The sequence below is a fragment of the Amycolatopsis sp. FDAARGOS 1241 genome (assembly GCF_016889705.1).
In the GTDB taxonomy this organism is placed as follows: Bacteria; Actinomycetota; Actinomycetes; order Mycobacteriales; family Pseudonocardiaceae; genus Amycolatopsis.
The window spans coordinates 955,126-980,256 of sequence record NZ_CP069526.1 but is presented as its reverse complement, the minus strand read 5'-3'; the positions used below and the strand labels follow the sequence as shown (position 1 = coordinate 980,256).

The 25,131-nt window shown below is 71.0% G+C and carries 25 protein-coding genes; 9 read left to right on the top strand and 16 right to left on the bottom strand.

Features of this window, described 5'->3' with window-relative positions:
* The first annotated feature begins 41 nt into the window (after positions 1-41).
* A complete protein-coding gene (locus tag I6J71_RS04690; RefSeq protein WP_204093597.1) occupies positions 42-641 on the top strand; it encodes a hypothetical protein in 600 nt (199 codons plus the stop codon).
* On the opposite strand, the gene I6J71_RS04685 is transcribed toward I6J71_RS04690, so the two are convergent.
* A complete protein-coding gene (locus I6J71_RS04685; RefSeq protein ID WP_204093596.1) occupies positions 638-2,158 on the bottom strand; it encodes a sensor histidine kinase in 1,521 nt (506 codons plus the stop codon). The two genes, I6J71_RS04690 and I6J71_RS04685, sit on opposite strands and share 4 nt — an antisense overlap.
* Before the next feature lie 205 nt (positions 2,159-2,363).
* Between I6J71_RS04685 and I6J71_RS50315 the strand changes: the two genes are divergently transcribed.
* Positions 2,364-2,438, top strand: a complete 75-nt coding sequence (locus I6J71_RS50315) for a 50S ribosomal protein bL37 (protein ID WP_098515123.1) — start codon at positions 2,364-2,366, stop codon at positions 2,436-2,438.
* A 72-nt stretch (positions 2,439-2,510) separates the two neighbouring features.
* On the opposite strand, the gene rsrA is transcribed toward I6J71_RS50315, so the two are convergent.
* The gene (gene rsrA, locus I6J71_RS04680) at positions 2,511-2,840 is read right to left on the bottom strand and encodes a mycothiol system anti-sigma-R factor (protein ID WP_204093595.1); all 330 of its coding nucleotides are present in this window, start codon (positions 2,838-2,840) and stop codon (positions 2,511-2,513) included.
* Positions 2,837-3,463 carry a sigma-70 family RNA polymerase sigma factor gene (locus I6J71_RS04675; protein ID WP_204096874.1) on the bottom strand — a complete coding sequence of 209 codons (627 nt, stop codon included), beginning with the start codon at positions 3,461-3,463 and terminating at the stop codon, positions 2,837-2,839. The genes rsrA and I6J71_RS04675 overlap by 4 nt, the downstream gene beginning before the upstream one ends.
* Before the next feature lie 201 nt (positions 3,464-3,664).
* Here I6J71_RS04675 and ybaK point away from each other — a divergent pair, with 201 nt between their 5' ends.
* Complete coding sequence (gene ybaK / locus I6J71_RS04670; RefSeq protein WP_204093594.1) at positions 3,665-4,141, top strand: Cys-tRNA(Pro) deacylase; 477 nt, start codon at positions 3,665-3,667, stop codon at positions 4,139-4,141.
* Positions 4,142-4,192: 51 nt separating this feature from the next.
* On the opposite strand, the gene I6J71_RS04665 is transcribed toward ybaK, so the two are convergent.
* On the bottom strand, positions 4,193-4,801 hold the full coding sequence (locus tag I6J71_RS04665; protein ID WP_204093593.1) for an alpha/beta family hydrolase: 609 nt from the start codon (positions 4,799-4,801) through the stop codon (positions 4,193-4,195).
* Positions 4,801-5,550: an SOS response-associated peptidase gene (locus tag I6J71_RS04660; RefSeq protein ID WP_204093592.1), complete on the bottom strand. Its 750-nt coding sequence runs from the start codon at positions 5,548-5,550 to the stop codon at positions 4,801-4,803. The genes I6J71_RS04665 and I6J71_RS04660 overlap by 1 nt, the downstream gene beginning before the upstream one ends.
* Before the next feature lie 113 nt (positions 5,551-5,663).
* On the opposite strand from I6J71_RS04660, the gene rsgA reads away from it, so the two are divergent.
* From rsgA to I6J71_RS04640, 4 genes are all read left to right on the top strand, one after another.
* Positions 5,664-6,710 (top strand): ribosome small subunit-dependent GTPase A, encoded by a 1,047-nt coding sequence (gene rsgA / locus I6J71_RS04655; RefSeq protein ID WP_204093591.1) that lies wholly within the window; start codon positions 5,664-5,666, stop codon positions 6,708-6,710.
* 132 nt (positions 6,711-6,842) lie between these two features.
* Positions 6,843-7,724, top strand: coding sequence for a hypothetical protein (locus tag I6J71_RS04650; protein WP_204093590.1), 882 nt, complete (start codon positions 6,843-6,845; stop codon positions 7,722-7,724).
* Positions 7,725-7,871: 147 nt separating this feature from the next.
* Positions 7,872-8,630: a hypothetical protein gene (locus I6J71_RS04645; RefSeq protein WP_204093589.1), complete on the top strand. Its 759-nt coding sequence runs from the start codon at positions 7,872-7,874 to the stop codon at positions 8,628-8,630.
* 56 nt (positions 8,631-8,686) lie between these two features.
* Complete coding sequence (locus I6J71_RS04640; protein ID WP_204093588.1) at positions 8,687-9,571, top strand: NAD(P)-dependent oxidoreductase; 885 nt, start codon at positions 8,687-8,689, stop codon at positions 9,569-9,571.
* Positions 9,572-9,589: 18 nt separating this feature from the next.
* Here I6J71_RS04640 and I6J71_RS04635 read toward each other — a convergent pair whose 3' ends face one another.
* The 3 genes from I6J71_RS04635 to I6J71_RS04625 are packed head-to-tail and all read right to left on the bottom strand — an operon-like array spanning position 9,590 to position 12,037.
* The gene (locus I6J71_RS04635; protein ID WP_239154429.1) at positions 9,590-10,105 is read right to left on the bottom strand and encodes a DUF4240 domain-containing protein; all 516 of its coding nucleotides are present in this window, start codon (positions 10,103-10,105) and stop codon (positions 9,590-9,592) included.
* A 37-nt stretch (positions 10,106-10,142) separates the two neighbouring features.
* On the bottom strand, positions 10,143-10,634 hold the full coding sequence (locus I6J71_RS04630) for a hypothetical protein (RefSeq protein WP_204093586.1): 492 nt from the start codon (positions 10,632-10,634) through the stop codon (positions 10,143-10,145).
* Complete coding sequence (locus I6J71_RS04625) at positions 10,631-12,037, bottom strand: wax ester/triacylglycerol synthase family O-acyltransferase (protein ID WP_204093585.1); 1,407 nt, start codon at positions 12,035-12,037, stop codon at positions 10,631-10,633. The genes I6J71_RS04630 and I6J71_RS04625 overlap by 4 nt, the downstream gene beginning before the upstream one ends.
* 34 nt (positions 12,038-12,071) lie before the next feature.
* On the opposite strand from I6J71_RS04625, the gene I6J71_RS04620 reads away from it, so the two are divergent.
* A complete protein-coding gene (locus tag I6J71_RS04620; protein WP_204093584.1) occupies positions 12,072-12,836 on the top strand; it encodes an RNA methyltransferase in 765 nt (254 codons plus the stop codon).
* Here the strand turns inward: I6J71_RS04620 and I6J71_RS04615 are convergent.
* Entirely contained in the window at positions 12,829-13,212 is a 384-nt protein-coding gene (locus I6J71_RS04615; protein WP_239154428.1) for an HAD-IA family hydrolase, read from the bottom strand. The two genes, I6J71_RS04620 and I6J71_RS04615, sit on opposite strands and share 8 nt — an antisense overlap.
* Before the next feature lie 158 nt (positions 13,213-13,370).
* On the opposite strand from I6J71_RS04615, the gene I6J71_RS04610 reads away from it, so the two are divergent.
* Positions 13,371-13,850, top strand: a complete 480-nt coding sequence (locus I6J71_RS04610) for an Rv3235 family protein (protein WP_204093583.1) — start codon at positions 13,371-13,373, stop codon at positions 13,848-13,850.
* A gap of 430 nt (positions 13,851-14,280) precedes the next feature.
* On the opposite strand, the gene I6J71_RS04605 is transcribed toward I6J71_RS04610, so the two are convergent.
* From I6J71_RS04605 to mtrA, 7 genes are all read right to left on the bottom strand, one after another.
* Entirely contained in the window at positions 14,281-15,486 is a 1,206-nt protein-coding gene (locus tag I6J71_RS04605; RefSeq protein WP_204093582.1) for a cytochrome P450, read from the bottom strand.
* A gap of 61 nt (positions 15,487-15,547) precedes the next feature.
* The gene (secA, locus tag I6J71_RS04600) at positions 15,548-18,460 is read right to left on the bottom strand and encodes a preprotein translocase subunit SecA (RefSeq protein ID WP_204093581.1); all 2,913 of its coding nucleotides are present in this window, start codon (positions 18,458-18,460) and stop codon (positions 15,548-15,550) included.
* A 239-nt stretch (positions 18,461-18,699) separates the two neighbouring features.
* Complete coding sequence (gene hpf / locus I6J71_RS04595; RefSeq protein WP_204093580.1) at positions 18,700-19,401, bottom strand: ribosome hibernation-promoting factor, HPF/YfiA family; 702 nt, start codon at positions 19,399-19,401, stop codon at positions 18,700-18,702.
* A 612-nt stretch (positions 19,402-20,013) separates the two neighbouring features.
* Positions 20,014-20,727, bottom strand: a complete 714-nt coding sequence (locus I6J71_RS04590) for a ComF family protein (RefSeq protein WP_204093579.1) — start codon at positions 20,725-20,727, stop codon at positions 20,014-20,016.
* A gap of 102 nt (positions 20,728-20,829) precedes the next feature.
* Positions 20,830-22,584, bottom strand: a complete 1,755-nt coding sequence (locus I6J71_RS04585) for an LpqB family beta-propeller domain-containing protein (protein WP_204093578.1) — start codon at positions 22,582-22,584, stop codon at positions 20,830-20,832.
* Positions 22,581-24,353 (bottom strand): MtrAB system histidine kinase MtrB, encoded by a 1,773-nt coding sequence (mtrB, locus tag I6J71_RS04580; RefSeq protein WP_204093577.1) that lies wholly within the window; start codon positions 24,351-24,353, stop codon positions 22,581-22,583. Before mtrB ends, I6J71_RS04585 begins: the two co-directional genes overlap by 4 nt.
* A 7-nt stretch (positions 24,354-24,360) precedes the next feature.
* A complete protein-coding gene (mtrA, locus tag I6J71_RS04575; RefSeq protein WP_204093576.1) occupies positions 24,361-25,038 on the bottom strand; it encodes an MtrAB system response regulator MtrA in 678 nt (225 codons plus the stop codon).
* Between the last annotated feature and the right edge of the window lie 93 nt (positions 25,039-25,131).

Sequence of the window (25,131 nt, the reverse complement as noted above, 5' to 3'; positions counted from 1 at the left end):
TATCGGTGCTGACTCCAGCGAACCCCCCGCGAAAGGTGACCATGACCGTGTTCCGACTTCGTCCCGCTGTGCGCTCGTTCGCTGCCGCCGCAACGGTTCTGCTCGCCGCCGGCTGCTCGCGGCCTGCCACCGGCACGCTCGGCCGGGTTCTGCCACCGGCGTCGAGCGCAGCCGCGGCTCCTTTGTCGGCCCCCGCCGGTTCCCACAACCTGCAGCGGAAGATCGGGCAAGCAACCCGAGTCGCGGACGCGGAAACCGGCCACGACCTGCTCGACTTGACGGTCACGAAGATCGCCGTCGACCCGCCGTGCGCCACGCACTGGCAGCCGGACCACGGCGACCACGTGCTGTTGGTCGACCTGACCGTGCGGACGCTCGACATCTCGAACGGCTACGCCCCGGGAATTCGCGATCTGCTCGACCTGACTTCCTTCCAGACCCGGGGTCCCGACGGCGTCGTCGACGAGGTTTCGGTGTCGCCCTGTCACCTGCCGGTGAGCGAACTCAGCCCCGAGTACGAGTCGGACCACACCTACAGCGGCGAGCTGCAGATCGAAGTGGAAGACCCGGCCGGCGCGCTGGTCCTGGTGCCGCGCGTGCCGGGGGCCACCGGCTGGGAATGGCCGTACGGATCGGGCTAGAGCCGGCGGGACAACGGGATCCGCAGGGCTGCCTCGGTGCCCGGCACCCGTGCGCCCGTGGAGTCCGTGCGGACCTTCCGCAGGGAAAGCGATCCGCGCAGTTCCGACTCCACCAGCGTCCGCACGATCTGCAGGCCGAGGCCGTCGCTGCGTTCCAGCGAGAAGCCCGACGGCAGGCCGCGGCCGTTGTCGCGGATGAGGACGTCGAGCCAGCGCGCCGAGCGCTCCACGATGATCTCCACCTTGCCCGGGCGGCCCTGCGGGAACGCGTGCTCGATGGCGTTCTGCACGAGTTCCGTCAGCACCATCACCAGCGGCGTGGCGATCTCGGCGATGACGATGCCGAACGAGCCCTTGCGGGTGAGCCCCACCTGCGACTCCGCGGTGGCGACCTCGCCGACCATCGGCAGGACGTTGTCGAGCAGCTTGTCCAGGTCCACGCGCTCGTCGACGGAGATCGACAGCGCCTCGTGGACCATCGCGATCGACGACACGCGCCGCACCGACTCGGTGAGGGCCAGACGGGCCTCTTCGCTCGTCACGCGGCGCGACTGCAGTCGCAGCAACGCGGCGACGGTCTGCAGGTTGTTCTTCACGCGGTGGTGGATCTCGCGGATCGTCGCGTCCTTGGACAGCAGCGCGCGGTCGCGGCGTTTGACCTCGGTGACGTCGCGGACCAGCACAAGCGCGCCCGCCGCCTGGCCGGCCGGGCGCAGCGGCAGGGCGCGGAACAGCACGACGGCGCCGCGGCGCGAGTCGGCCTCGGTGCGGGTGGACGGTTTGCCGTCGAGGGCCTCGATGATGCGGTGGGAGACCTCGGTGGCGTCGAACGGATCCCGGATCAGTGAGCGCGTCAAGGGCGCCAGCCGCTGCCCCACCAGGTCGGACTCGTGGCCCATGCGGTGGTAGGCGGACAGGCCGTTCGGGCTGGCGAACACGACGGTGCCGCTCGGGTCCAGGCGGATGAGGCCGTCGCCGACGCGGGGGCTCGTGTGCGTGTCGGTCTGGTTGCCGCCCGACGGGGGGAAGGTGCCGTCGACGATCATCTGGCACAGGTCGCCCGCGCTGCCCAGGTACGCGATCTCCAGCGGGCTCGGCACGCGCGGCGCGGCCAGGTTCGTCTCGCGGCTCAGCACGGCGATCACCTCGCCGCCGAAGCTCACCGGCACGGCTTCGCGGCGCATCGGCAGGTCGCGGTACCAGTGCGGGTCCTCTTCCCGGCCGATCCGCACCTCACGCATGGCCTTCGCCAGCTCCGGGTGTTCGGCGACGGTGAACCGCGTGCCGACGACGTCCTCGGGGTGCGCGGTCGGCGCCGTGGTGGGGCGCGCGTGCGCGACGCACACGAAATCGCCGCCCTCGGGCTGCAGGTCTTTCGCGACGGGAACCCACAGCAGGAAGTCGGCGAACGACAGGTCGGCCAGCAGCTGCCACTCCGCGACGACGGTCTGCAGGTGGTCGGCCGCCTCACCAGGGAGGCCGGTGTTCTCGGCGAGCAGATCGGAGAGCGTCGACACGAGCTACTCGTCGCCCTGCTGCGTGGTTCGTCCGGTCATTCCGACCACCTCCTGACCCTCCATCCAACCAGAGCGCGGCCCGATCAGCACGGGCGCCGCAGGTGAGCCCACGCACGCATGCCACACTGGAGCGGTTGACCCGAGCCCGGCAGGTGCTCCGGCACCCCGCACACGGGCCACCCAGCGCGAACACGAGGAGTGAAGCATGTCGAAGCGCGCCCGCAAGCGTCGCGACCGCAAGAAGAACGGCGCGAACCACGGCAAGAAGCCCAACGCCTGATTCCGGCGTCCGGACGCGACACGGCCCCCGCACCGGCAGGCACGGGGGCCGTCGTCGTGTTCGAGCTGGGGATTACTCGCCGGCCCGCTGCTCGAGGGTGATCTCGGTGCGCTCCACCGTGACACCGCCGCTCGAAGCGACGGTCTGGCGGATGGAGGCGCGCAGCCGGCTGCGCAGATCCGCCGGCGCGTGGTCACCGCCACACTTTCGGGCGAGGAGCTGCTTGATGGCCTCGTCGATGCCGTACTCCTCGAGGCACGGGGGGCAGTCCTCGATGTGGCGGCGCAGCTCGGCGTCGCGCATCGGGCTGCACTCCCTGTCCAGGAGCAGGTAGATCTCCGAAAGCGCCTCTTCGCAGCGGACCTTGTCCTTGGCGGATTCCGACGCGTCACCCGTGCTCATCGCTTCGCCACCTCCTCGCGGTCACCGCGGATGAAGCCGCGCTCACGCGCGACGTCGGCCAGCAGGTCGCGCAGCTGGGCGCGACCGCGGTGCAGACGGGACATCACGGTGCCGATCGGCGTATCCATGATCTCGGCGATCTCCTTGTACGCGAAGCCTTCGACGTCCGCCAGGTAAACGGCCAGCCGGAACTCCTCGGGCAGCTTCTGCAGCGCGGCCTTCACGTCGGTGTCGGGCAGGTTGTCCATCGCCTCGACCTCGGCCGAGCGCAGCCCGCTGGAGGTGTGGCTCTCCGCCTTGGCGATCTGCCAGTCGGTGATCTCCTCGGTGGGCTGCTGCACCGGCTGCCGCTGACGCTTGCGGTAGCCGTTGATGTAGGTGTTGGTGAGGATGCGGTACATCCACGCCTTGAGGTTCGTGCCGGCCTTGAAGGAGGCGAACGCCGCGTACGCCTTCAGGTAGGTCTCCTGGACCAGGTCCTCGGCGTCGGAGGGGTTCCGCGTCATCCGCATTGCGGCCGAGTAGAGCTGGTCGAGCAGGGGCATGGCTTCGCGCTCGAAGCGCTCGGCGAGCTCCAGCTCGTCGGCCGCCGTCTCCGGCGCGGTGTTCGGGGTGCTCGGCAAACCGTTCCCTTCCCGTTCGGCGTCGATGCGCTTCTGCGCATACGGCATCGAAGAGTTTACGCGGGGCCCGGGTACGGTCCGACCCCCCGGCCTCTCGGGGTTGCGCCTGCGTGGGCGGGTAGTGGCCAGCGTCGTCGTCACACCCGGTTCAACAGAACGTGGCGAGCGTCCATTCCCCACCCCTTCGTAGACTCCGAGCCCATGGCAGGCAAGGGAACCCCGGCGACGGCGCTGCTGACGAAGCAGAAGGTGGCCCACACGTTGCACGCGTACGACCACGACCCGCGGGCCGACTCGTACGGCCTCGAAGCGGTCGAAGCTCTCGGTCTCGAGGCGGCGCGGGTGTTCAAAACGCTGGTCGCCGACGTGGACGGCAAGCTGACGGTGGGCGTGGTGCCGGTCACAGGGCAACTCGACCTCAAGGCACTGGCCGCGGCCGCGGGCGGGAAGAAGGCCCGGATGGCTGATCCCGCCGCTGCCCAGCGAGCCACGGGGTACGTCCTCGGGGGGATTTCGCCGCTGGGCCATCGAAGCCGCCTGCCGGTGGTGATCGATTCGTCGGCCCCGGGGTTTCCAACGGTGTACTGCTCCGCCGGCCGGCGGGGGCTCGAGGTGGAGCTGGCACCCGCGGATCTGGTGCGGTTGACGGCCGCGGTGGTGGCGCCGATCGCCGGCTGACGGCGGAGGTTGTCCACAACGGGGAGAGCCTGTGGACAACCTGGGGAAACGTCAGAGGTGCGGCCTCAACACCCGCCCCAGCCACTCCGCCGCGGCGCGCGACACGGCGTCCAGATCAGCCGCCAGTGTGTGGTCCCCCGGGACCACCACGACTTCGTGGTGCGGACCACCCGAGGGCCGCCCGAACGGGTCCCGCTCGCCCTGCACCACCAAAGTCGGCACGGCCACCGCGTCCAGTTCCGGCTGCCGGGTCTTCTCGGGCTTGCCCGGAGGGTGCTCCGGGAACGCCAGGCACAACACCGCCACCGCCTGCCCGGCCGACGAAGTCCGGCAAGCCACCCGAGCCCCCGACGACCGTCCGCCGAACACCAGGGGCAGGTCGTCGAAGTGGGCCGACACGTCGTCCGCCACCGCGAGCCAAGCCGTGTCGAGCTGCTTCGCAGGCGCGGGCGCCCGCCGGCCCGCCACCCGGTACGGCTGCTCGACCAGCGCCACGTGCACCCCGGCTTCCTTCGCGGCGCGCGCGACGGCGACCAGGTCCTTCGCCCCGATCCCACCCCCGGCGCCGTGGCCCAGCATGAGCACGGCGGCGCCGTCCTTGGCGCAGTGGAGCTCGGCCCGGGCCGGGCCGTGGGGGGTGTCGATCTCGAGCGTGGTCATCAGAACAGCGCGTCCGAGTCCACGGCGGGTTCGACGCGCGACAGGAGCTGTGGGCCGTTGTTGCGGACGTTGTTGACGAGGTTCGAAATCGGCCGCAGTTCGAGCGACTCGACGAGGTCGGCGGGCGTGGGCACCAGCAGGTCCGACACCGCGGACCGGTCCGGGTCGAGCCAGCCGTCCCAGTGGTCGCGCGGGACGACGAGCGGCATGCGGTCGTGGATGTTGCGCAGCTGGCCCGCGGCGTCCGTCGTGATGATCGAGAAGGTGATCAACGGCTGCTCGTCGGCGGAACCGTCCTTCGGGCGCCAGCTCTCCCAGATCCCGCCGAACGCGAGCGACGCGCCGGACGGGTCCGTCATGTAGAACGGCTCCTTCTCCTTGCCCGTGCGCCGCCACTCGAACCAGCCGTCGGCGGGGACGAGGCAGCGACGGGAGGCCAGGGCGCGCTTGAAGGCGGGCTTCTCGGCGGCCGTTTCGGCACGCGTGTTGATCATGCGCGAGCCGACGGACGGGTCCTTCGCCCAGAACGGCACCAGGCCCCACTTCATGATCCGCAGCGATCGCTCGGTGGGCTCGTCCTCGAGCACCTGGCCCTCGGCGTCGCGGGGGTGCCGCTGGACCACGGTGACGACGTTCTTCGTGGGCGCGACGTTGTAGTCCTCCCGCGCGGCACCCTCGGTCAGATCGACCGCGGCGAACTCGTCGATCAGCTTCGCGGGGTCCTTCGTCGCGGCGTAACGGCCGCACATGCCAGCCTCCTAGCGGGTCTTCAAGACGACATCGTTACACGCAGGCCCGGCCGGGCGCGACCGGCATGGGATCATTTCGACCAGGCAGGACGACCGGGAGGACGGTGGGCGGTTTGGCGCGAGGCGACTGGAGCAGGCTGGACGAATCCGACGTGCGGGTGCGTCCCGGCAAGGGCTCCAGGCCCCGCACGAAGCGCCGGCCCGAACACGCCGACGCCGTCACCGCCATGGTGATCGGCAAGGACCGCGGCCGCTGGACGTGCGCCGTCGACGCCGACCCCGAGCGGGTGGTCACGGCGATGCGGGCGCGTGAGATGGGCCGGGTGTCCGTGGTCGTCGGCGACATGGTCGCGCTGGTCGGCGACGTTTCGGGCCGGCCGGACACGCTCGCGCGCATCGTCCGCGTCGACGAGCGCACCAGCGTGCTGCGCCGCACCGCCGACGACACCGACCCGTACGAGCGAGTGGTGGTCGCGAACGCCGCGCAGCTGCTGATCGTCACGTCGCTGGCCGATCCGCCGCCGCGGACCGGGTTCATCGACCGGTGCCTGGTCGCCTGTTACGCGGGCGGGCTCGAGCCCGTGCTGTGCCTGACGAAGGCCGATCTCGCGAGCCCCGACGAGCTGCTCGCCGGTTACGCGGGCCTCGACGTGCCGGCCGTCGTCACGCGCTTCGACGAGAAGCCCGAAGACCTCGCCGAACGCCTCAAAGGTCAGGTGACGGCGCTCGTCGGCCACTCCGGCGTCGGCAAGTCGACACTGGTCAACCGCCTGGTGCCCGATGCCGAGCTCGCGACAGGTGTGGTCAGCGCCGTCGGCAAGGGGCGGCACACGTCGGTGGCGGCCGTCGCGCTGCCGCTGCCGCTGCCGGGCGGTGGCTGGGTGATCGACACGCCGGGCGTGCGCTCGTTCGGCCTGGCGCACGTGACCGCGGACGACATCGTGAACGCGTTCGAGGAGTTCGCCGAGGCCGCCGAGGAGTGCCCGCCGAACTGCGGTCACCTCGGCGCGCCGGAGGACCCCAACTGTGCGCTCGACGACGTCGTCACCGAGGGCCGCGCGAGCGCCGAACGGCTCGCGTCACTACGCCGGCTGCTCGTGTCGCGCGCGGGCGGCGGCGGAATGATCAATCCCGTTGCGGAACCGGACTCCCTCTCCTAACGTCCCATCGTCACTCCGCAGGTCGACGGGCCTTCGAGCGAACGGTCTCCCGAATCGTGATCAAAACGCTGTAACTGTTAGCCCGATTCGGCGATACTGCGGATGCCTTAATGACCTTCATAGGGGGATTGCATGCGCAAAACCACTTTCGTCGTCGCCGCGGGCGCCGCGCTGGCGCTCGTGCTGACGGGCTGTGGTGCCAAGAGCGAGAACGGCACGGCGTCCGCCACCGGCGACAAGCCGGAGCTGGGACTCGCCGCGCCGTTCCAGAACGTGCTGGAGCTGGCGTCCGCGTCGAAGCAGGGCACGCAGAAGTCGAAGTCGGCGAAGGTCTCCATGGAGATGACCGCCGCGGGCAAGACGGTAACGGGCCAGGGCGTCGCGTCGTACGAGGCGAACAACCCCATCATGTCGATGACCATGACGAGCGACGGCCAGCAGGTCGAGGTGCGTTTCGTCGACAAGACGATGTACATGAAACTTCCGGCGGCCCAGCTGGCCCAGGTGGGCACCGACAAGCCGTGGGTCAAGATCTCGCCGAACGCCGACGACCCGCTGTCGAAGTCGCTCTCCGGCAGCATGGGCTCCGCCGGTGAGCAGAGCGACCCGACCAAGATGCTCGACCAGATCGGCGAGGCCGGACAGATCATCAGCTCCGACCAGACCCAGCTGGACGGTCAGCAGGTGAACCACTACAAGGTGGAGATCGACCTCGCCAAGGCGATGGACAAGTTCACCGCGTCGATGCCCGCCGAGAGCAAGGCTCAGGTCGAGCAGCAGCTCAAGGGCAAGGACGTCAAGATCCCGATGGAGCTCTGGGTCGACAAGAACCAGCTGCCGCTGCAGATCACCATGGACGAGAGCGCCGTCATGCAGGCGGTGGGCGCGGGTGCGTCCGGCGCCGGCAAGATGACACTCAAGTACAGCGACTGGGGTGCCTCGGTCACCGTCACCGCTCCGCCGGCGGACCAGGTGAGCGACATGAGCGAGCTGCTCAAGAAGATCGGCGGCTGACCGCCTTCTTCGCGGCGAAGGCGCCCCGACCACCGTCGGGGCGCCTTCGCGTTACTGGCGGTAGTACCGCTTCCCCCGAACGGGGCCGAATCGCCCGCTGTGCTTGGGTGGGGCATCTTTCCGCCAGGTCAGGACGGGGTTTTCCGGATGCGCAGGACGGCTTTGGCGTGCGCCGCGCTGCTCGTGGTGACGGCGTGTTCGGGTGAGCAGCCGCGGTTCGCGGACGCCCGGGCACTGGCCGACGCGGCCGTCGCGGCGACGAACGCGGCGCGGTCCGCGAAGTTCACCACCGACGTCTCCGCGGGCGCGCTCGTGTCGCACGGCCAAGGCCAGGCGGAGTTCGGCCCGGGCGGGACGGCGCTCGTGATGACCACGGACTACGTCGGCGAGCCGCTGGAGCTGCGACTGGTCGACCGGACCCTCTACGCGAAGGTGCCCGAGAGTGCGCGCGACCAGGTGGCCGGTGGGAAGGCGTGGGTGAAGGTGTCGCCTAACGGGAGCGACCCGTTCTCGCAGGTCCTCGGCGGCAGCCTCGCGCAGCTCGCCGAGCAGAACGACCCGGCGCGCACGCTGGCGCAGGTGCGCGCGGCGGGGACCCTCACGGCGAGCGATGCGACGGTGCTCGACGGCGCGGCCGCCGAGCACTACCGCGTGGACGTCGACCTGGCGAGGCTCGGCTCCCAGCTGCCCGCGGGGCTGCCGGCGGACGCGAAGCTGAGCACGAAAGTCCCGCTCGACCTGTGGCTTGACGAGAAGAGCCGGCCGCTGCAGCTCGTGCTGGACCTGTCGCCGGTCGTCAGCGCGCAGGGCGGCGCGCGGATCACCGCGCGGTACTCGGCGTGGGGGTCGCCGGTGGCCGTTTCGCCGCCGCCGGCCGACCAGGTCGGGACACTCGTCGGCGCCTGACTGTCACATCTTCCGCGCTCGCTTCGTCCTGGTGCTGAACGTGGAAGGAGCGGGACATGCGAGTGATGGTGATCGGCTCGACCGGCGTCCTTGGGATCCCCGCCGTGCGGCGGCTGCTGGCCGATGGGCACGACGTGAGCGGCTTGGCGCGGGACGAGTCGCGCGTGGCGGCCGTACGGGCGACGGGGGCGAAACCGGTGCTGGGCGACGTGTTCGACGTCGAGTCGTTGACGGCCGCGCTGCGCGGCCACGACGCCGTGCTGAACCTGGCGACGCGGATCCCCGACGCGAAACACGCCGCGCGCAAGTCGGGCTGGGCGGACAACGACCGGCTGCGCACCGAGGGCGCACGCACGCTCGCCGCCGCCGTGCGCGCGGTGGACGAGCTGGCGATCGTCGTGCAGGAAGGGGTGTCCCTCGTCTACGCCGACGGCGGCGACGCCGAACTCACTGAGGACGCGCCCCTGGACCCGCGCTTCCCGGCCACGTCGTCGCTCGAAGCGCACGCGGCTGTCGCCGGTCTCGAAGCCGAAGGCCGCACCGCCGTCCGTCTCCGGATCGGCACCCTGATCAGCGCCGATCCCATGACGACGGCCCTGCTCACCGCCGCGCGCCGCGGCTCCCCGCTCATCATGGGCAGCCGCGACGCCTGGACGACGGCCATCCACCCCACCGATGCCGCCGCGGCCGCCGTTGCGGCGTTGCGTGCCCCCAGCGCCGTCTACAACGTCGGCGCGACGCCCGTGCGGAAGCGGCAGCTGGGCGCGGCTCTGGCAGTGGCAGCGGGCGTCTCGCGGCCGCGCGCGCTCCCCCGCTGGGCCGCCCGGTTGTTCGGGCCGACGGAGGTGCTGTCGCGCTCGCACCGCGTCGTGTCGGACCGCTTGACCGGCGCCACTGGGTGGCGACCGGAGAAGCCGGTGCCGGGGCCGGACTGGTTCTGAACCCACCCGCCGCGAGGGTCAGCTCTCGAACAGTTCCGCCAGGCGCGGCAGGCGTTCCCGGACCTCGTCCGGGTCTTCGACGTCGAAGTCCGGTTCCAGGGGTGGCAGGCGCGTGAGGAGGCCACCGGCGAGGAGGGGTTCGCCGGTGGCCGTGAGGTGGGCGGTGGTGGCGAGGTAGAGGACGTCCTCGCACTCGAGTTCGCCGCCGCCGGCCGCGGCGGCGCGCACGGCCGGGACGTCGGCGAGTGAGTCGGGATCGGCGATGGCGGCCTCGAACACGGTGCGGCCCTGGGTGAGGAGCCAGCCGCGGAAGTAGTCGAAGCCGTCGTCGGAGCAGCCGCCGTTGACGAGGCACGCGGCGGCCCACAAGGTGCTGCGGTGGGCCGTCGCGAGCAGGCCGTCCAGCGTGTGCCGGGCGGCGACGATCTCGTCGCGGGGACGGCCCGCCAGGAGCTCGGCGGCGGAGCCACCGGAGGCGCGGGCGGAATCGATGAGCTGCCAGAAGCGGGTGGCAGCGGGGTCTTCGTCGGTCACGGGCAGCAACTGTGCCAGTGCGGTACGACAAAACCGGCTACATCAGCTCCAGCAGGAACGGCAGCTCCTGCGGCGCGTACCAGGCCAGCTCGTGGTCCTCCGCGTCACCGAGGGTGAATTCCGCGTCTTCGTCGCCGAGGTCGGCCGCGTCGATCACCGCCGCGGCGGCCGCGACGGCGTCGGCGGCTTCGGCGGCGTCCACGTGGATCGCGGCGATCTGGGACAGCACCACGGGTCCGTCGAGCCGGACGACAGCGGCGTCGAGATCCGCGCGCAGCGTGACGTTGTCCACGTCGGCCGATACGACGGCGCGGCGCGGCTCACCCTTCTCCTCCGCGTTGATCAGACGCAGCGAAGCGCGCGCGGCGTCGAGCAGCGCGGCGTACTCCAGCTCTTCGTCCGAACCGCTCGCGTACGCCTCGCGCAGCCCGGGCGTCAGTGCGAACGCCGTGCCGCTGCGCGCCCGGAACTCACCGTTCGCGTCGAGCTCGCGAAGCATCGCGATCGTCGCCGGAATGTAGACCCTCACCAGTGCGCGCCCTTCAGCTCTTCCAACGCTTCCTCGATCATCCCGCCGAGCAGGCCGACGTCGAACGCGGCCTTGCGGTCGCCGTTGAGTCCGAAGTAGACACCGCCGTGGTAGGACGTCACCCCGATCGCCAGCGCCTGCGTGCGCATGAGCGGCATCACGGGGAAAATCTCGATCAGTTTCGCCTCACCCGCGTACACCGGCGCCTGCGGCCCCGGCGAGTTGGTGATCATCAGGTTGAAGATCCGGCCCGACAGCGAACCGCCCGCCCGCGCGCCCAGCGAGTGCAGCGTCGCCGGCGCGAACCCGCTCACCTTCAGCAGGCCGCGTGCCGCGACGGAGCGGCCGGAGTCGAGGTGGTCGGTCATCGCATGGCCGACGTGCTGGAGCCGCAGCACGGGGTTCGGCTCACCCACCGGCAGGTCCACGAGGTAGGCGGCGACCTGGTTCCCGATCAGCGCCGGCGTGGAGTACGCGGCCGTGTCGGCGTCGCGCACCGCCATGGGCACGAGCGCGCGCACGGTGGCCGTCGAGGTGAGGTTCACATCGCGCGAGAGGAGCCACTCGCGCAGCGCACCGGTGATCGCGGTGAGGATCACGTCATTGACGGTCCCGCCGTGCGCCGCCCGGATCTTGCGGTAGTCCTCCAGCCGCGTGCGGACGACGGAGAACAGGCGGCCGCCGGACACCCGCACGTTGAGCGGGCCCTGGGGCGCCGGGCTCACGACGGTGCGCAGCGTGGAAGCGACCTCACCCAGCGTCTCGGCGACCTTGCCCGCCGAGGCGAGGGCGTCGCCGGCCGCGGAGCGGACGTTCTCGGCCAGCTCGCCCGGGCGTTGCACGGCTTCGCTGACGGCGTCGAACACGAGCTGCGCCCGGCTCGGCTCGCGCCGCGGCGTCCAGGTGTCCTCCGTCGGTTCGGGTGGCGCCGGGGTGTCGTCGAGGATCAGCTGGGCGAGGTCGATCGTGCCGACACCGTCCACAACGGACTGGTGCGTCTTCGTCACGAGCGCGACTCGGTCGCCGGCCAGGCCTTCCACGAAGTAGGCCTCCCACAACGGCCGCTCGGGCGCGAGCCGGCGCGACATCAGGCGCGCGACCAGCTCGAACAGCTGCTCGTCGGTGCCCGGCCGTGGCAGCGCGGAGCGGCGGACGTGGTAGTTGAGGTCGAAGTCGACGTCGTCGACCCACACCGGGCGCGCGAGGTGGCCCGGCACGTCGAGCACGCGCTGTCGGTAGCGCGGTAGGAACGGCAGCCGCGAGCCGATGAGGTCGAGCAGGTCCGCGTAGTCGAAGCCGGCGCGCGGGCGCTCGAAGATCGCCACGCCGCCCACGTGCATCGGGGTCGCATGATCCTCGATGTAGAGGAACGAGGCGTCCAGCGCGGACAGGCGGTCGGGCATGGGCCGATACTCGCACAGTGCGAGACTGACCGGCGTGGGTGATGACACGGCGGTTTCGCCGAAGGACCGCTTCCTGACCGTCTACGGGCGCAAGCCGGTGCTCGAGGCGCTCGGTGACGAGGGTCTGCAGGTGGACAAGGTCATCCTCGCCGACACGGCGCGCGGCCCGGGCGCCGCCGAGATCCAGCGCGCCGCGAAGGCCGCGGGAGTGCCGGTGCAGCGCGCGAGCGCGCATCGCGTGAAGGTGCTGGCCGGCAATGGCAAGCAGGACCAGGGCGTGCTCGCGGACGTCGTGGCGCCGCGGATGCGGTCGCTCGGCGCGGCGCTGGACAGCCGCCGCCCGCCCGCGCGGGTCCTGCTGCTGGACGGCATCACCACCCCGGCGAACGTCGGCATGATCCTGCGCACGGCCACCGCGGCGGGGCTCGAGGGCGTGATCGTGCCGCGGCGGGGCGTCGCGGCGCTGGATCCGCTGGTGGTGAAGGCTTCGGCGGGCGTGGCGTTCCGGGCGCCGGTGCTGCGGTGCGGGAACGCGCGCGAGGCCGCGGAGCTGCTGACCGAGGCCGGGTACGGGCTGTACGCGCTGAGTGCGTCGGGCAAGTCGACGGTGTTCGACGTGGAGCTGCCGCAGCGGGCGGCGTTCGTGCTGGGCGGCGAAACCGCCGGCGTCAGCCCGGAGGTCGCGGAGCTCGTGACGGACTGGCTGTCGATCCCGATGCCGGGCGACGTGGAGTCGCTGAACGTCGCCGCGGCAGCCGCGGTCCTATCGTTCGAACTGGTGCGGCGCGGGGTCAGCTGAACAAGGCGGCGAGCTCGTCGAGGGTGCCGGTCATGGTGACGTGGTGGATGCCGACCATGCCCGCTTCGGTGGCGCCGCGGACGTTGCGCGCGGCGTCGTCCACGAACACGCACGTGGCGGCCACGAGCCCCAGCCGCTCCGCCGCGACGAGGTAGATCTCGCGGTTCGGCTTCGCGGCGCCGACCTCACCCGAGAAGACGAGCGTGTCGAAGTAGGGCGCGAGGTCGTTCTTGGCGGCCGGGCCGGCGCCCGGTGCGTTGGAGACGAGGCCTGTGCGCGTGCCGTGGCGGCGGGCGGCCCGGAGGTAGTCGTACAGCAGGTGGGCGTCGGGGTCGGTCAGGACGCCGGCGTAGTCGACCAGCAAGCCTTTCAGCACGCGGCTCAGCGTAGCCGCGGGGTTGCCCGCCTAGCGCATCGTGCAGATCGCGATGGGCGTTTTCGCGGATTTCGCCGGATCAGGCGCGTGCTGTCCCGATTTCGCCGTGGCCGGCCCACTACGGGCAGCGGATCGTCCGCGTTTCAGGGGAGGAACACATGACGACCCACGAACTCCGGGGCTTGACCACCGGCGAACCCGCCGCCCACCGCGCACCGCACCGGTCCGCGCGGCCACCGGTGCGCGACCTGCCGGCCGCGGGCCACCGCGTGCTGCAGCTGCTCGGGCCGCCGTCGGAACGCCACCTCGCGCAACGGCTGAACGCCATCCTCGAGGTCCTGGCCGGCCTGCGCGCTGCCACGCAGATCCAGCCGCTGGTCGACCCGGCGCTCTTCGCGCGCCTGCTGGCCCACGGCCGGTTGCCCGGCACCCGCCACCGCATCGGAACGCTCCACCTGTGCCACCCGACGGACACGGCGCTGGAAGCCTCGACGACCATCCAGAGCGGCCCGCGGGTGCTGGCGCTGGCGGCGCGGTTCGAGCGGAATCGGACCGGGTGGGTGTGCACGCGGTTCCACCTGCTGGCGCCGCGGACCGGGCCGTTGCGGATGGTGAACCAGCGGCCGTCGGCTGCTTGATCGCCCGTGGTGACCTGGTTATCGGGACGGGTGTCCCGATGACCAGGTCACAGGGTCAGCAGTTCGCTTCTCGCAGCGCGGCTCGGACGGCGAGCGGTCCGTTCGCGCCCGGCCGGATGCGAAGGTCAACGCGGTGGGATGCCGCAACGGGCAGCGGCACCGTTCGAGTGAACGCAACGGCAACGCGATCGTCCACCGCTCGGCGCTCCGGCCATGGCAGCCCGGTGCGGCTCCTGCGCGAGAGGTCCCATCACGCCGAACCGTGCCGCCTCACCGTGTCCGATGACCGGCCAGCGTCCATCTCCACCGGCAACGTCCGCGACCGCTGGGCGCGAACGGTCCCTTCGCGCCCGGGCGGCGGCCGCGAGCCGCCACGACCGCACGCGGTTCGGCGCGAGCGGTCCGCTCGCGCCGGAAGGACAAGCGGGCGTCAGCGGACCGAGACCGGGAGTTTCGAGAGCCCGCGCATCGTGGTGGTCGGGTTCCAGGACGGCGTGTCCGCGAGCGTGAGGGCCGGCGTGCGGCGCGCGAGGGCGCGCAGGGCGGTGCGACCTTCGAGACGAGCGAGGGGTGCGCCGAGGCAGAAGTGGATGCCCTGGCCGAACGCCAGGTGGCGGGTGGGTTCCCTGGTGGGGTCGAAGGTGTCCGGAGACGGGTGGGTGGCCGGGTCGCGGTTGGCGGCGCCGATGAGGACGATGGCCTGGGTGCCGGCCGGAACCGGGAGCCCACCGACGGTGGTGGGGTGAAGGGCGACGCGGCTGGTGAGCTGCACCGGGGAGTCGTAGCGGAGGACTTCTTCGACGGCTCGCTCGGCCGACGAACCATCAGGGCCCAGCGACGCCAGACCGTCGTGGCGCAAGAGTGCGAGCACGCCGTTGCCGATGAGGTTCGTGGTGGTTTCGTGGCCGGCGACGAGCAGCAGCGTCAGCGTCACCAGCAGCTCGGCCTCGGTGAGCTTGTCGCCCTGGTCGGTGACGGCGACGAGGTCCGACAGGAGGTCTTCGCCGGGCGTGCGGCGCCGTTCGGCGGCGAGCAGGCGGAAGTAGGCGTTGAACTCGCGGCCCGCGACGGCGGCCTCCTCCAGCACGGAGTCGGCGACCAGGAACGCCGGGTCGAGCGCGCGGGCCAGGGCGTGGGACCATTCGGCGAAACGCGATCGGTCGGCCGTCGGGACACCCAGCAGCTCGCTGATCACCTCGACCGGCAGCGGTGCGGCCAGCGCCGTCATCAGGTCGGCCGTGCCCGCTTCGAGCAATTCGGAGATCAGCCGCGCTGTGATGGCCTCGATGCGCGGGCGCAGCTGTTCGATCGTGCGCGGCGTGAAGGCCTTCGACACGAGGCGCCGCAGGCGGGTGTGGTCAGGCGGGTTCAGACCGAGGAACGAAACCACCGGGCGGCCCTCGTCGTCGACGAGGTCGTCGGGGTGGCGGTCGGCGAGCGGAACGACCTCGGGTCGCGGATGGCCGAACGCCGGGTCACGCACGACGCCCGTGGCCTCGGCCAGGCCGCTGACCACGAGGAACCCGGGTGCGAGCTCGGTGACGGGTGCCTGCTCGCGCCAGGTCCGGTAGCGGGGGTACGGGTCCGCCTTGTGCTCCGCGGCGAACAGCTGCGCGAAGGTCTCCAGGTCCGGCATCGGCTCCCCCTCGAAAAAGAAAGCGGGCCGCCGGAGATCCGACGGCCCGCCCAGGCCTGCGTCAGCGCCGCGGGCCCTTCTTGCCCTTCTTCTGCTGGGCGCGCTCGGCGGCCCGGCGCTCGCGCCGCGTGCTGCCGGCCGCGGCGCCCGCGGTCTCGTTCGCCGCGCTGTCCGAATGCGACTCGACGCCGCCGCCTTCGGCCGGGCCCGACATCGTCAGTCCGGATTGGACACCGCCGCCGGTTCCCTTGCCCCGCAAGGCGGACGGCACGGAATCGGTGTCGGTCGTCGGCGGCTGCGGGGGCGTCGGGCGAGCGTGCCGGCCACCGTCGCCGCCGAACGAAGCCGCGGCCGCGGCCGTCGCCGACGTGACGCCGGCGGGCAGCGCCGACGGGTCCGGCTGCTGCACGGGCTCCGGCTCGGCGCGCTCGACCTGGAGGTTGAACAGGAAACCGACGGCCTCCTCCTTCAGCGAGTCGAGCATCGCGCGGAACATGTCGAAGCCCTCGCGCTGGTACTCGATCAGCGGGTCGCGCTGCGCGAGCGCCCGCATGCCGATGCCCTCCTTGAGGTAGTCCATCTCGTAGAGGTGCTCGCGCCACTTGCGGTCCAGCACGGTCAGCATCACCTGGCGCTCGAGGCGGCGCATCGCGCCCTCCTCGCCCACCAGCTCGTCGATCTCGGCCTCGCGCCGGTTGTACGCGTCGATCGCGTCGTTGACCAGCGCCTCGCGCAGGCCCTGCGCGTCGAGGTCGCCGTCCTCCACCAGCTCGTCCCAGTTCAGGGTCACCGGGTACAGCGTCTTGAGAGCGGTCCACAGCTGGTCGTGGTCCCAGTCCTCGGCGTAGCCCTCGGACGTGGCGCCGTCGGCGTACGCGCCGACCACGTCGGCGATCATGTGCTCGACCTGTTCGCGCAGGTCCTCGCCCTCGAGCACGCGGTGGCGCTCGGCGTAGATCACCTTGCGCTGCTCGTTCATGACCTCGTCGTACTTGAGGACGTTCTTGCGCGTCTCCATGTTGAGCTGCTCGACCTGCGTCTGCGCGCTCTTGATCGCCTTGGAGACCATCTTGTGCTCGATCGGCACGTCGTCGGGAAGGCGCATGGTCGTCATCACGCGCTCGACCATCACGGCGTTGAAGCGGCGCATGAGATCGTCGCCCAGCGACAGGTAGAACCGCGACTCGCCCGGGTCGCCCTGGCGGCCGGACCGGCCGCGCAACTGGTTGTCGATGCGGCGCGACTCGTGGCGCTCGGTGCCCAGCACATACAGACCGCCGGCCTCGCGGACCTGCTCGGCCTCTTCCTTGGCCCCGGCCTTGATCTCCTCGAGCACCTTCGGCCACGCGGCCTCGTACTCCTCGGAGTTCTCGACCGGGTCCAGCCCCTGCTCACGCAGCTCCTGGTCGGCGATGATGTCCGGGTTGCCGCCCAGCACGATGTCGGTACCGCGACCGGCCATGTTCGTGGCGACCGTGACGGCGCCGAGCTTGCCGGCGCGCGCGACGATCAGTGCCTCCCGGCCGTGGTACTTCGCGTTCAGCACCTCGTGGGGCACACCCAGCTTGAGCAGCAGCTTCGACAGGTGCTCGGACTTCTCGACGCTCGTCGTGCCGACCAGCACCGGCTGGCCCTTCTCGTGCCGCTCGGCGATGTCCTCGGCGACGGCCTCGAACTTGGCCTGCTCGGTCTTGTAGATCAGGTCAGCGCGGTCGGCGCGGATCATCGGCCGGTTCGTCGGGATCGGCACCACCCCCAGCTTGTAGGTCTGGTGGAACTCCGCGGCTTCGGTCTCGGCCGTACCGGTCATGCCCGAGAGCTTCGAGTACAGGCGGAAGTAGTTCTGCAGCGTGATCGTGGCGAGCGTCTGGTTCTCGGCCTTGATCTCGACCTTCTCCTTGGCCTCGATCGCCTGGTGCATGCCCTCGTTGTAGCGGCGGCCCACCAGGATGCGGCCGGTGAACTCGTCGACGATCATGACTTCACCGTCGCGGACGATGTAGTCCTTGTCCTTGTTGTAGAGCTCCTTGGCCTTCAGCGCGTTGTTCAGGTACCCGACCAGCGGCGTGTTCGCGGCCTCGTACAGGTTCTCGATGCCGAGCTGGTCCTCGACGAACCGCACGCCCTTCTCGGTGACGGCGACGGTGCGCTTGCGGACGTCGATCTCGTAGTGGTACTTCGAGTTGATCAGGTTGGTCTTCTCGACGCGCTCGCGCGAGCCCATCGTGGTGGTGTCGATGCCCTGCATCAGCGGCGCGAGGCGGGCGAACTCCACGTACCAGCGCGACGACTGGTCCGCCGGGCCCGAAATGATCAGCGGCGTGCGCGCCTCGTCGATGAGGATCGAGTCGACCTCGTCGACGATGGCGAAGTTGTGCCCGCGCTGCACGCACTCGTCGAGCGACCACGTCATGTTGTCGCGCAGGTAGTCGAAGCCGAACTCGTTGTTGGTGCCGTACGTGACGTCCGCGTTGTAGTGCTTGCGGCGCTCCTGCGGGTCCTGCTCGGCGAGGATGACGCCGACCTCGAGCCCCAGGAAGCGGTGGATGCGGCCCATCCACTCGGCGTCGCGCTTGGCGAGGTAGTCGTTGGTGGTGACGACGTGGACACCGTCGCCGGAGAGCGCGTTGAGGTACGCCGGCAGCACACACGTGAGGGTCTTGCCCTCACCGGTCTTCATCTCGGCGACCTGACCGAGGTGCAGCGCGGCACCGCCCATGACCTGGACGTCGTAGTGGCGCTGACCGAGCACGCGCTTGGCGGCCTCGCGGGCGACCGCGTACGCCTCCGGAAGCAGCTCGTCGAGCGTCTCGCCCTTGCCGTACCGCTCCTTGAACTCGCCGGTCTTCGCCTGCAGTTCGGCGTCCGACAGGTCCTTCACGTCGTCTTCGAGGGTGTTGACGTGATCGGCGATGTTGCGCAGCCGCTTCACCATCTTGCCCTCACCCGCGCGGAGCAGGCGGTTCAGCACCATCCGGTCGACCTCACTAGCTGATCATGATCGCACCCGAGCCGGTCCCGGGCTTGTGGGCACGGCGCGCACGGGTAGCGCGGCGCCGCCGTCTCACCACATCGTAGGGAACACGGAGTGGTCCGCGCACGCACGTGCGCGCAGCAGGTCACGAGAGGGCCCACCGCACCCTACTCCGGGCACGCGGGTGGCCCGCACGCGAGCGCGTGCGGGCCACCGGTGGCATCGGTTGATCGTCGGGGTCAGCCGAGCCGGATCACGCCGTAGTCGAAGCCCTTCCGCCGGTAGACGACACTCGGCCGACCGGACTCTGAGTCGTTGAACAGGTAGAAGTCGTGGCCGACCAGCTCCATCTCGTAGAGAGCCTGATCCACCGTCATGGGGTCCGCTTTGTGCTTCTTCTCGCGGACGACTCGGCCGGGCTGGTAGCCCAGGTCTTCGTCTTCCCAGCGCTTCTGCTGGGGCAAGGTGATCTCACCGGAGCTCACCGCGGCATAACCGTCGATCGGTTGTGCGGTGTCCGCGGCTGGTGCCTCCAGCACCGCCGTGCTCGCGGTGGGACGGGCGACGGCGTCCGGCGTTGCGCCGGCCATCGCCATCGAGGTCGCCTCGGCGACCGACTCCGGACGGCTGCGCCCGTAGTGCACACGCCGCCGGTCGTGCGTCCGCCTGAGCCGGTTCTCCAGCTTCGTGACGGCGGAGTCGAGCGCTGCGTAGAAGTCGGCGGCGCACGCTTCGGCGCGCACGGCCGGACCGCGGCCCTTCCCGGTGATCTCGACGCGCTGGCAGCTCTTGGCCTGCCTGCGGTTCGGCTCGTGGAACAACTCCACGTCGTACCGGATGACCTTCTTGTCGTAGCGCTCGAGGCGGGCCAGCTTTTCGCTGACAAGTGCCCGGTAGTGGTCGGGCACCTCCACGTTGCGGCCCTTAACTACGATGTCCATACACGACCTCCCTCGCTGAGATGACTGCGAGCTGTTGTGTTGACACGGCGCCGGTACTGCGGGGACGGAGCCCGGAATCGCGGGCTGAGAAGAACTCGGGTGGCCGGTCACGACGTCTCGTGGCGGATGCTCGAGCGCGGACTCAGCGCGCCACCGGCGCCAGGGACATGGGCTGCGCACCTCCCTGCCTGCGGGGATTGCTGATAGCGGAGCACGTTAGCTTCCTCACGCCGCTCGCAACAGCCCCCGGGCCGGGGGATGTCACGATTCGGGAACCCGTTACGGCGCGCAGCGAAACGCTTGTGTACAGCCCGAATTCCCGCCCCTGACGGCCCAGCGCGCGCCGGTGATTTTCACGCGGACGGCGCAACGCGTCGGGGGCCTGAAAGCCGAGAGTCACGGCCCGGAACGCAGCAGCCGCCACCCCGGTGGAGTGGGCCGCCGCGGGTGTGAATCCGAGCTTTGCCCTCATGCCCGGACAACGGCCGGCAGCGGTCGGGCGTTCCCCCGGAACGTCACTCGTGTAGGTGACATCCGGTCACGCTGCGGCAAGGTGGGTGACGACGAACCCGGGGGCGGCGGCGGATTTCCGGGTGCCACTGAGCGAGACGATCACCCGGCGGCGAGGAGGGCGAGCACCGCGGAAACCGTGATCCCGGCACCGGTCAGGGCGTGGAGGCAGGCGGCGGCCGTGGCGCCCGTGGTGACGACGTCGTCGAGGACGACCACGCGGGTGCCGGGCGGCGGACGGCCGGCTGCGACGAAACGCAGGCGGCCGGACAGGTTGGCGATGCGCTGGGTGCGCGTGAGCCCGACGGCGTCGCGGGCGCCCTTGAGCGTGAGGGCCGGCGCGACCATCGCCTCGACGCCGGCGCTGGCCAGGCAGCGGGCGGCGGATTCGGCCAGCAGTTGGACGTGCGGGCCGCCGCGCAGCCGGGAGGCCGAGCGGCGGCTCGGTGCCGGAACCAGACACCACGGTCGAGGGTCGGTGACGGAGCCGGTCGCCGAGGAGCGATCAGTCGGATCAGCCGCCGGGCCGCCGGGCGAACGCGGTGGGCCGGAGCCGGGGAATCCGAGCAATGCAGCGGCGATCGCCTGGCCGAGGGAGGGCGCGAGGTCTCGGCGGCCGCGTTCCTTGTAGGCGATCAGGAGGCGTTTGGCGATCCCCTGGTAGGCCGCCAGGGCGTAGACGGGAGCGAGGCCGGCGACCGGGGCGCGGACCACCTCCGTGAGTGACCCCCACACCTGTGAGCAGCCAGGACAGCTGGGGGCTCCGCGGGTGCCGCAGCCGGCGCAATGGGCGGGGACGAGCAGGTCGAGAACCATGACTGGGAGTGTGCACCCCGGCACCGACAGTTTTCGCGCGCAGCCGATCTCGCGGTCGGGAAACCCCGGCCACCTCGGGAAAAGCCAACCCGCTGAGACGACTCAGCCGGGGTAGAACGGGCTCGCGTTGGCCATCGAGTGCGGCTGCGGGCGCCACACCTCACCCAGTTCCGTCGCGTTCCACAGCCCGCCGGCGTCGGCCACGACGATCGGGCGGCTCGGGGCCGCGGTGACCGCGCGGACGGGAGCCGTGAGGTTCGAGCCGTTGAACGCGTCCATGCGATGCCCGTCCACCGAAACCCGTTGCACGGGCTGGGAAGTCGACGACGTGGCCACCACAAGCGTGTCCGCGGTGGAGCCCCAGTCGACGGCCACGACATCGGCCAGGTCTCCCGGCTGCAGGACGCGCGGTTCCCGCAGGGTCACGGTGTCGCCGTTGCGCACGACGGCCGCGACGACGAGCTGGCCGTTGACGATGGCGGCGACACGGGCTCCGTCGCGGGACAGCCGGAGCGCGTCGATGGTCGGGGTGCCGTCGCCGAGGGCGAACAGGTCGTTGGCGTTGACGCTCTGGCGCAGCCAGTGGCCGGTCGGGTCGAGAACCATGCGGGCGATGATCGAGTGGTCGACGACCGTCCACACCTCACCGGAGGAACCCGCGCCGCTCGGGGCGGGGCGCCACGTCGGCCGGCTCAGCGAGCCGCCGCTGAGGTCCACCAGGGGCAGGTCGCGGCCGAGATCGCCGACGCGCAGGCTCACCCGGTCGCCGTCCTTCTCGACGACGGCCAGCCGCTTGCCGTCGATGGACTGCGCGGCGCTGACCACCCCGTAGGTACCGTCGCCCGCCGGGCCGGGAACGGGAGCGCCGTCGCTGAGGGAGCGGACACGGCCGTCCACCGTCATGAGGCCGAGCAGGTCCGGGCTGGGCGAAGAGGCGGAGCTGTAGGACGGCACATCGCTGCTGCGCCAGTACTCGTGGTCGCGCACCAGCGGCGCGCCGTCGGCGAGCAGGCGGATGCGCGTGGACGTGACCGTCTGCATCGACAGCACGATCTGCGCCGCGATCAGCGATCTCGTCTCCGGACTCGCGCCGGTCAGCCCGGACAGCTGCACGACCAGCGATCCGTCGTCGTCGTTCTTGACGTTCGTCTCGAGCGTCACCTGATCGCCCAGCAGGTTCTTCACCGCCCCGGCGAGCCCGGCCGACGGACCCTGCAGGACCAGGTCCATCACCCGCCCGGGCAAGCCTGATTGCGGCTTCGCGGGCACGTACCGCAGGTCGGGCACGAACGTGCCGGAGTCCGGCGAATAGAAGCTCACGGCGACGCGGTTGTAGTTCGCGTCGAAGTCGTCGTCGGTCACGAGCAACGTCGGGGGCGGCGACGAGATCCGCCACTGCCCGCTGGGTTGCTTGCGTACCTGGATCGACTGCTCCAGCGGGCCCGACCCGGGGATGAACGCGCTGTCGGCGCTCAGCGTGCCGAGCGTGTAGCCGCGCAGCGAGACCGTGCGCACGTTCGGGTCGGGCGGTGCCGACGTCGTCGTGGCCGGCGTCTCGTAGACGGTGCTGAACGTGTTGTCGATGATCGTGATCGACCGGCTCGGCTTCCAGGAGCCCCGCTGCTGGTCGCCGAGGAACGCGCGCGCGGCCGCGTTGGTCGAGCGCGGGTCGGCGTTGGCCCTGACGAAATCCCGCACGAGCGAAAGCGGATCGGTGTCGTTGAGGGGTTCCGGCGCGTCGTTGGCCGGCGGCGCGGGCGTGTCCGCGGACACGACCAGCGGCTGCGACTCCAGCGGCACGTTCGCGCACCCGGCGAGCAGCAGCAGGCAGGCCAGCGCCACGAGCACGCGCTTCACCGGCCCACCTCCTCGCGGTCGGAGTCGCGGTCGGCGAGAATCGCGTCCGGCGCGGGCTGCACCTCGAGCACGGACGACGGTGCCAGCGTGATCTCCGGCGCGGCGTCGGGTGGTGGCAGCAGCAGGGGTGCCTCCTCGATCGGCACGTTCTGGTGGCGCGGCAGCACGAGCCGGAAGCACGCGCCGTGGCCGAGTTCCCCCCACGCGTCGAGGACGCCGCCGTGCAGGCGCGCGTCCTCCTGGCTGATCGCGAGCCCGAGCCCGGTGCCGCCGGTACGGCGGTTGCGCGACGGGTCCGCTCGCCAGAACCGGTTGAACACCAGCTCGGCCTCGCCCGCGCGCAAGCCCACGCCGTGGTCGCGCACCGTGATCGCCACCGCCGTCTCGTTGACCGCCACCGTCAGCTGCACGGGGTTGCCCTCGCTGTGGTCGACGGCGTTGCCCAGCAGGTTGCGCAGGATCCGCTCCACGCGCCGTGCGTCGACCTCGGCGGAGGCGTCCTCGTCGGGCAGGTTCAGCTCCACGACGCTGCCCGCCGTGCCCGCGATGACGCGGACCTGCTCGACGGCGCGCGTCGCGATGGGCCGCACGTCGATGTACTCGGCCGACAGCTCCTCGACCCCCGCGTCGAGGCGGCTGATCTCCAGCAGGTCGCCGAGCAGCGCCTCGAACCGGTCGAGCTCGTCGACCAGCAGTTCCGTCGACCGCGCGAGGCCGGCGGGGAACTGCTCGCGCGAGGCGTGCAGCACGTCGGCAGCCATGCGGACCGTGGTGAGCGGAGTGCGCAGCTCGTGGGAAACGTCGGAGGTGAACCGGCGCTGCAGGCCGCCGAACTCCTCGAGCTGGCGGATCTGGCGCTGGATGCTCGCGGCCATGCCGTTGTACGACACGGCGAGCTTTGCCAGGTCGTCCTCCCCGACCACCGCCAAGCGCTGGTCGAGGTCCCCGCCCGCGAACTGCTCGGCCGCCGCGACCGCCTGCCGGACGGGCCGCACCACCTGCCTGACCACGAGGTTCGTGATGCCCGCAAGGAGCAGCAGCAGCACGAGCCCGCCGACGAGCAGTGTGTTCTGCACGGTCGACACCGTGTTCTGCTCACTGGTCAGCGGGAACAGCAAGTACAGCTGCAGCGGGCTCGCCACGGAGTTCAGCGGCGTGCCCACGATCAGGTACGTGGTGCTCACGCCGTTCTCCACGACGGTGTGCTCCAACCGCGCGAGCTTGTCGCCCTCCACGAACTGGCGCAGCCGCACCGGCACGGAGGTGAACGGGCCGACGAACACCGGGTCGGAGTCGGCCTGGTCGCGCCCGACGCTCGCGAGCACCGGCTCGAACGTGCCCGCTGTGGACCCCGTCGGGGACGCCGACGTGGTGGAGATCTTCTTGAGCGCGTTCTCCAGGCGCGTGTGCAACGCGTCGGGCGATTCGCCACCGACCCCCACGAGCTCACGCGCCGCCGTGTCCGCCAGCGCCTGCGTCTGCTCGACCGCGGCTTTTCGCTTGGTGTCCAGCAGCCGCTCGGTGATCTGGTTCTGCAGCACCATGCCCAGCACGAAGACGACGGCCGCCGACAGCGCGAGCGTCGAGATCGTCACGCGGAACTGCAGCGAGTGGCGCCACAGGTCGTTGAACGCCACCACCCGGCGGCGCGTGAAGGCCACGACGCGCCGCACGAGGTGCGCCGTGGCTCGGGCGAAAGCCGTCAGCCGTCCCACCTTCGGGTCATTTCTCGTCCCGGCGGGTGGGCCGGCGTCGGCGGACGCGGTCATCGGCTCATCACGGCGGGCCGGCCTTGTAACCGACGCCGCGCACCGTCAACACCACCTCGGGGTGCTCCGGATCCTTCTCGACCTTCGACCGCAGCCGCTGGACGTGGACGTTCACCAGCCGGGTGTCGGCCGCGTGGCGGTAGCCCCACACCTGCTCGAGCAGCACCTCGCGGGTGAAGACCTGGCGCGGCTTGCGGGCCAGCGCCACCAGCAGGTCGAACTCGAGCGGCGTGAGCGGGATGGCCTTGCCCTCGCGGGTGACCTCGTGTCCCGGCACGTCGATGGCCAGGTCGCCGATGGTCAGCGACTCGGCGGGCTCGGCCTCGGTGCGGCGCAGGCGCGCGCGCACGCGGGCGACGAGCTCCTTCGGCTTGAAGGGCTTGACCACGTAGTCGTCAGCGCCGGACTCGAGGCCCAGCACGATGTCCACGGTGTCGCTCTTGGCGGTGAGCATCACGATCGGCACACCCGACTCACCGCGGATCGCCTTGCAGACGTCGATGCCGTTCATCCCGGGCAGCATCAGGTCCAGCAGGACCAGGTCCGGCTTGAGCTCACGCAGCGCGGGCAGCGCACGCGAACCGTCCGCCACCACCGCAGTGTCGAACCCCTCGCCCCGGAGCACGATGGTGAGCATCTCCGCGAGCGCGGGGTCGTCGTCGACCACCAAGACACGTGCCTTCATGAGCACATGTTCGCACTATCCGCGCCGCCCGCGAGCACGACCCGCGCGTTTGACCTCCAGAAAGATCAAGATCGTGCGGTCCGCTGCTCCATC

Excerpts from the sequence above, each read along its gene's own strand:
- I6J71_RS04665 (WP_204093593.1), bottom strand. The coding sequence starts at position 4,801 with ATGACCACGCTCGAGATCGACACCCCCCACGGCCCGGCCCGGGCCGAG.
- I6J71_RS04660 (WP_204093592.1), bottom strand. The coding sequence starts at position 5,550 with ATGTGCGGCCGTTACGCCGCGACGAAGGACCCCGCGAAGCTGATCGAC.
- mtrA (WP_204093576.1), bottom strand. The coding sequence starts at position 25,038 with ATGAAGGCACGTGTCTTGGTGGTCGACGACGACCCCGCGCTCGCGGAG.
- I6J71_RS04690 (WP_204093597.1), top strand. The coding sequence starts at position 42 with ATGACCGTGTTCCGACTTCGTCCCGCTGTGCGCTCGTTCGCTGCCGCC.
- I6J71_RS04590 (WP_204093579.1), bottom strand. The coding sequence starts at position 20,727 with ATGGTTCTCGACCTGCTCGTCCCCGCCCATTGCGCCGGCTGCGGCACC.
- I6J71_RS04640 (WP_204093588.1), top strand. The coding sequence starts at position 8,687 with ATGCGAGTGATGGTGATCGGCTCGACCGGCGTCCTTGGGATCCCCGCC.
- ybaK (WP_204093594.1), top strand. The coding sequence starts at position 3,665 with ATGGCAGGCAAGGGAACCCCGGCGACGGCGCTGCTGACGAAGCAGAAG.
- I6J71_RS04650 (WP_204093590.1), top strand. The coding sequence starts at position 6,843 with ATGCGCAAAACCACTTTCGTCGTCGCCGCGGGCGCCGCGCTGGCGCTC.
- I6J71_RS04605 (WP_204093582.1), bottom strand. The coding sequence starts at position 15,486 with ATGCCGGACCTGGAGACCTTCGCGCAGCTGTTCGCCGCGGAGCACAAG.
- I6J71_RS04645 (WP_204093589.1), top strand. The coding sequence starts at position 7,872 with ATGCGCAGGACGGCTTTGGCGTGCGCCGCGCTGCTCGTGGTGACGGCG.
- secA (WP_204093581.1), bottom strand. The coding sequence starts at position 18,460 with ATGGTGCTGAACCGCCTGCTCCGCGCGGGTGAGGGCAAGATGGTGAAG.
- I6J71_RS04610 (WP_204093583.1), top strand. The coding sequence starts at position 13,371 with ATGACGACCCACGAACTCCGGGGCTTGACCACCGGCGAACCCGCCGCC.
- rsrA (WP_204093595.1), bottom strand. The coding sequence starts at position 2,840 with ATGAGCACGGGTGACGCGTCGGAATCCGCCAAGGACAAGGTCCGCTGC.
- mtrB (WP_204093577.1), bottom strand. The coding sequence starts at position 24,353 with ATGACCGCGTCCGCCGACGCCGGCCCACCCGCCGGGACGAGAAATGAC.
- hpf (WP_204093580.1), bottom strand. The coding sequence starts at position 19,401 with ATGGACATCGTAGTTAAGGGCCGCAACGTGGAGGTGCCCGACCACTAC.
- I6J71_RS04625 (WP_204093585.1), bottom strand. The coding sequence starts at position 12,037 with ATGCCCGACCGCCTGTCCGCGCTGGACGCCTCGTTCCTCTACATCGAG.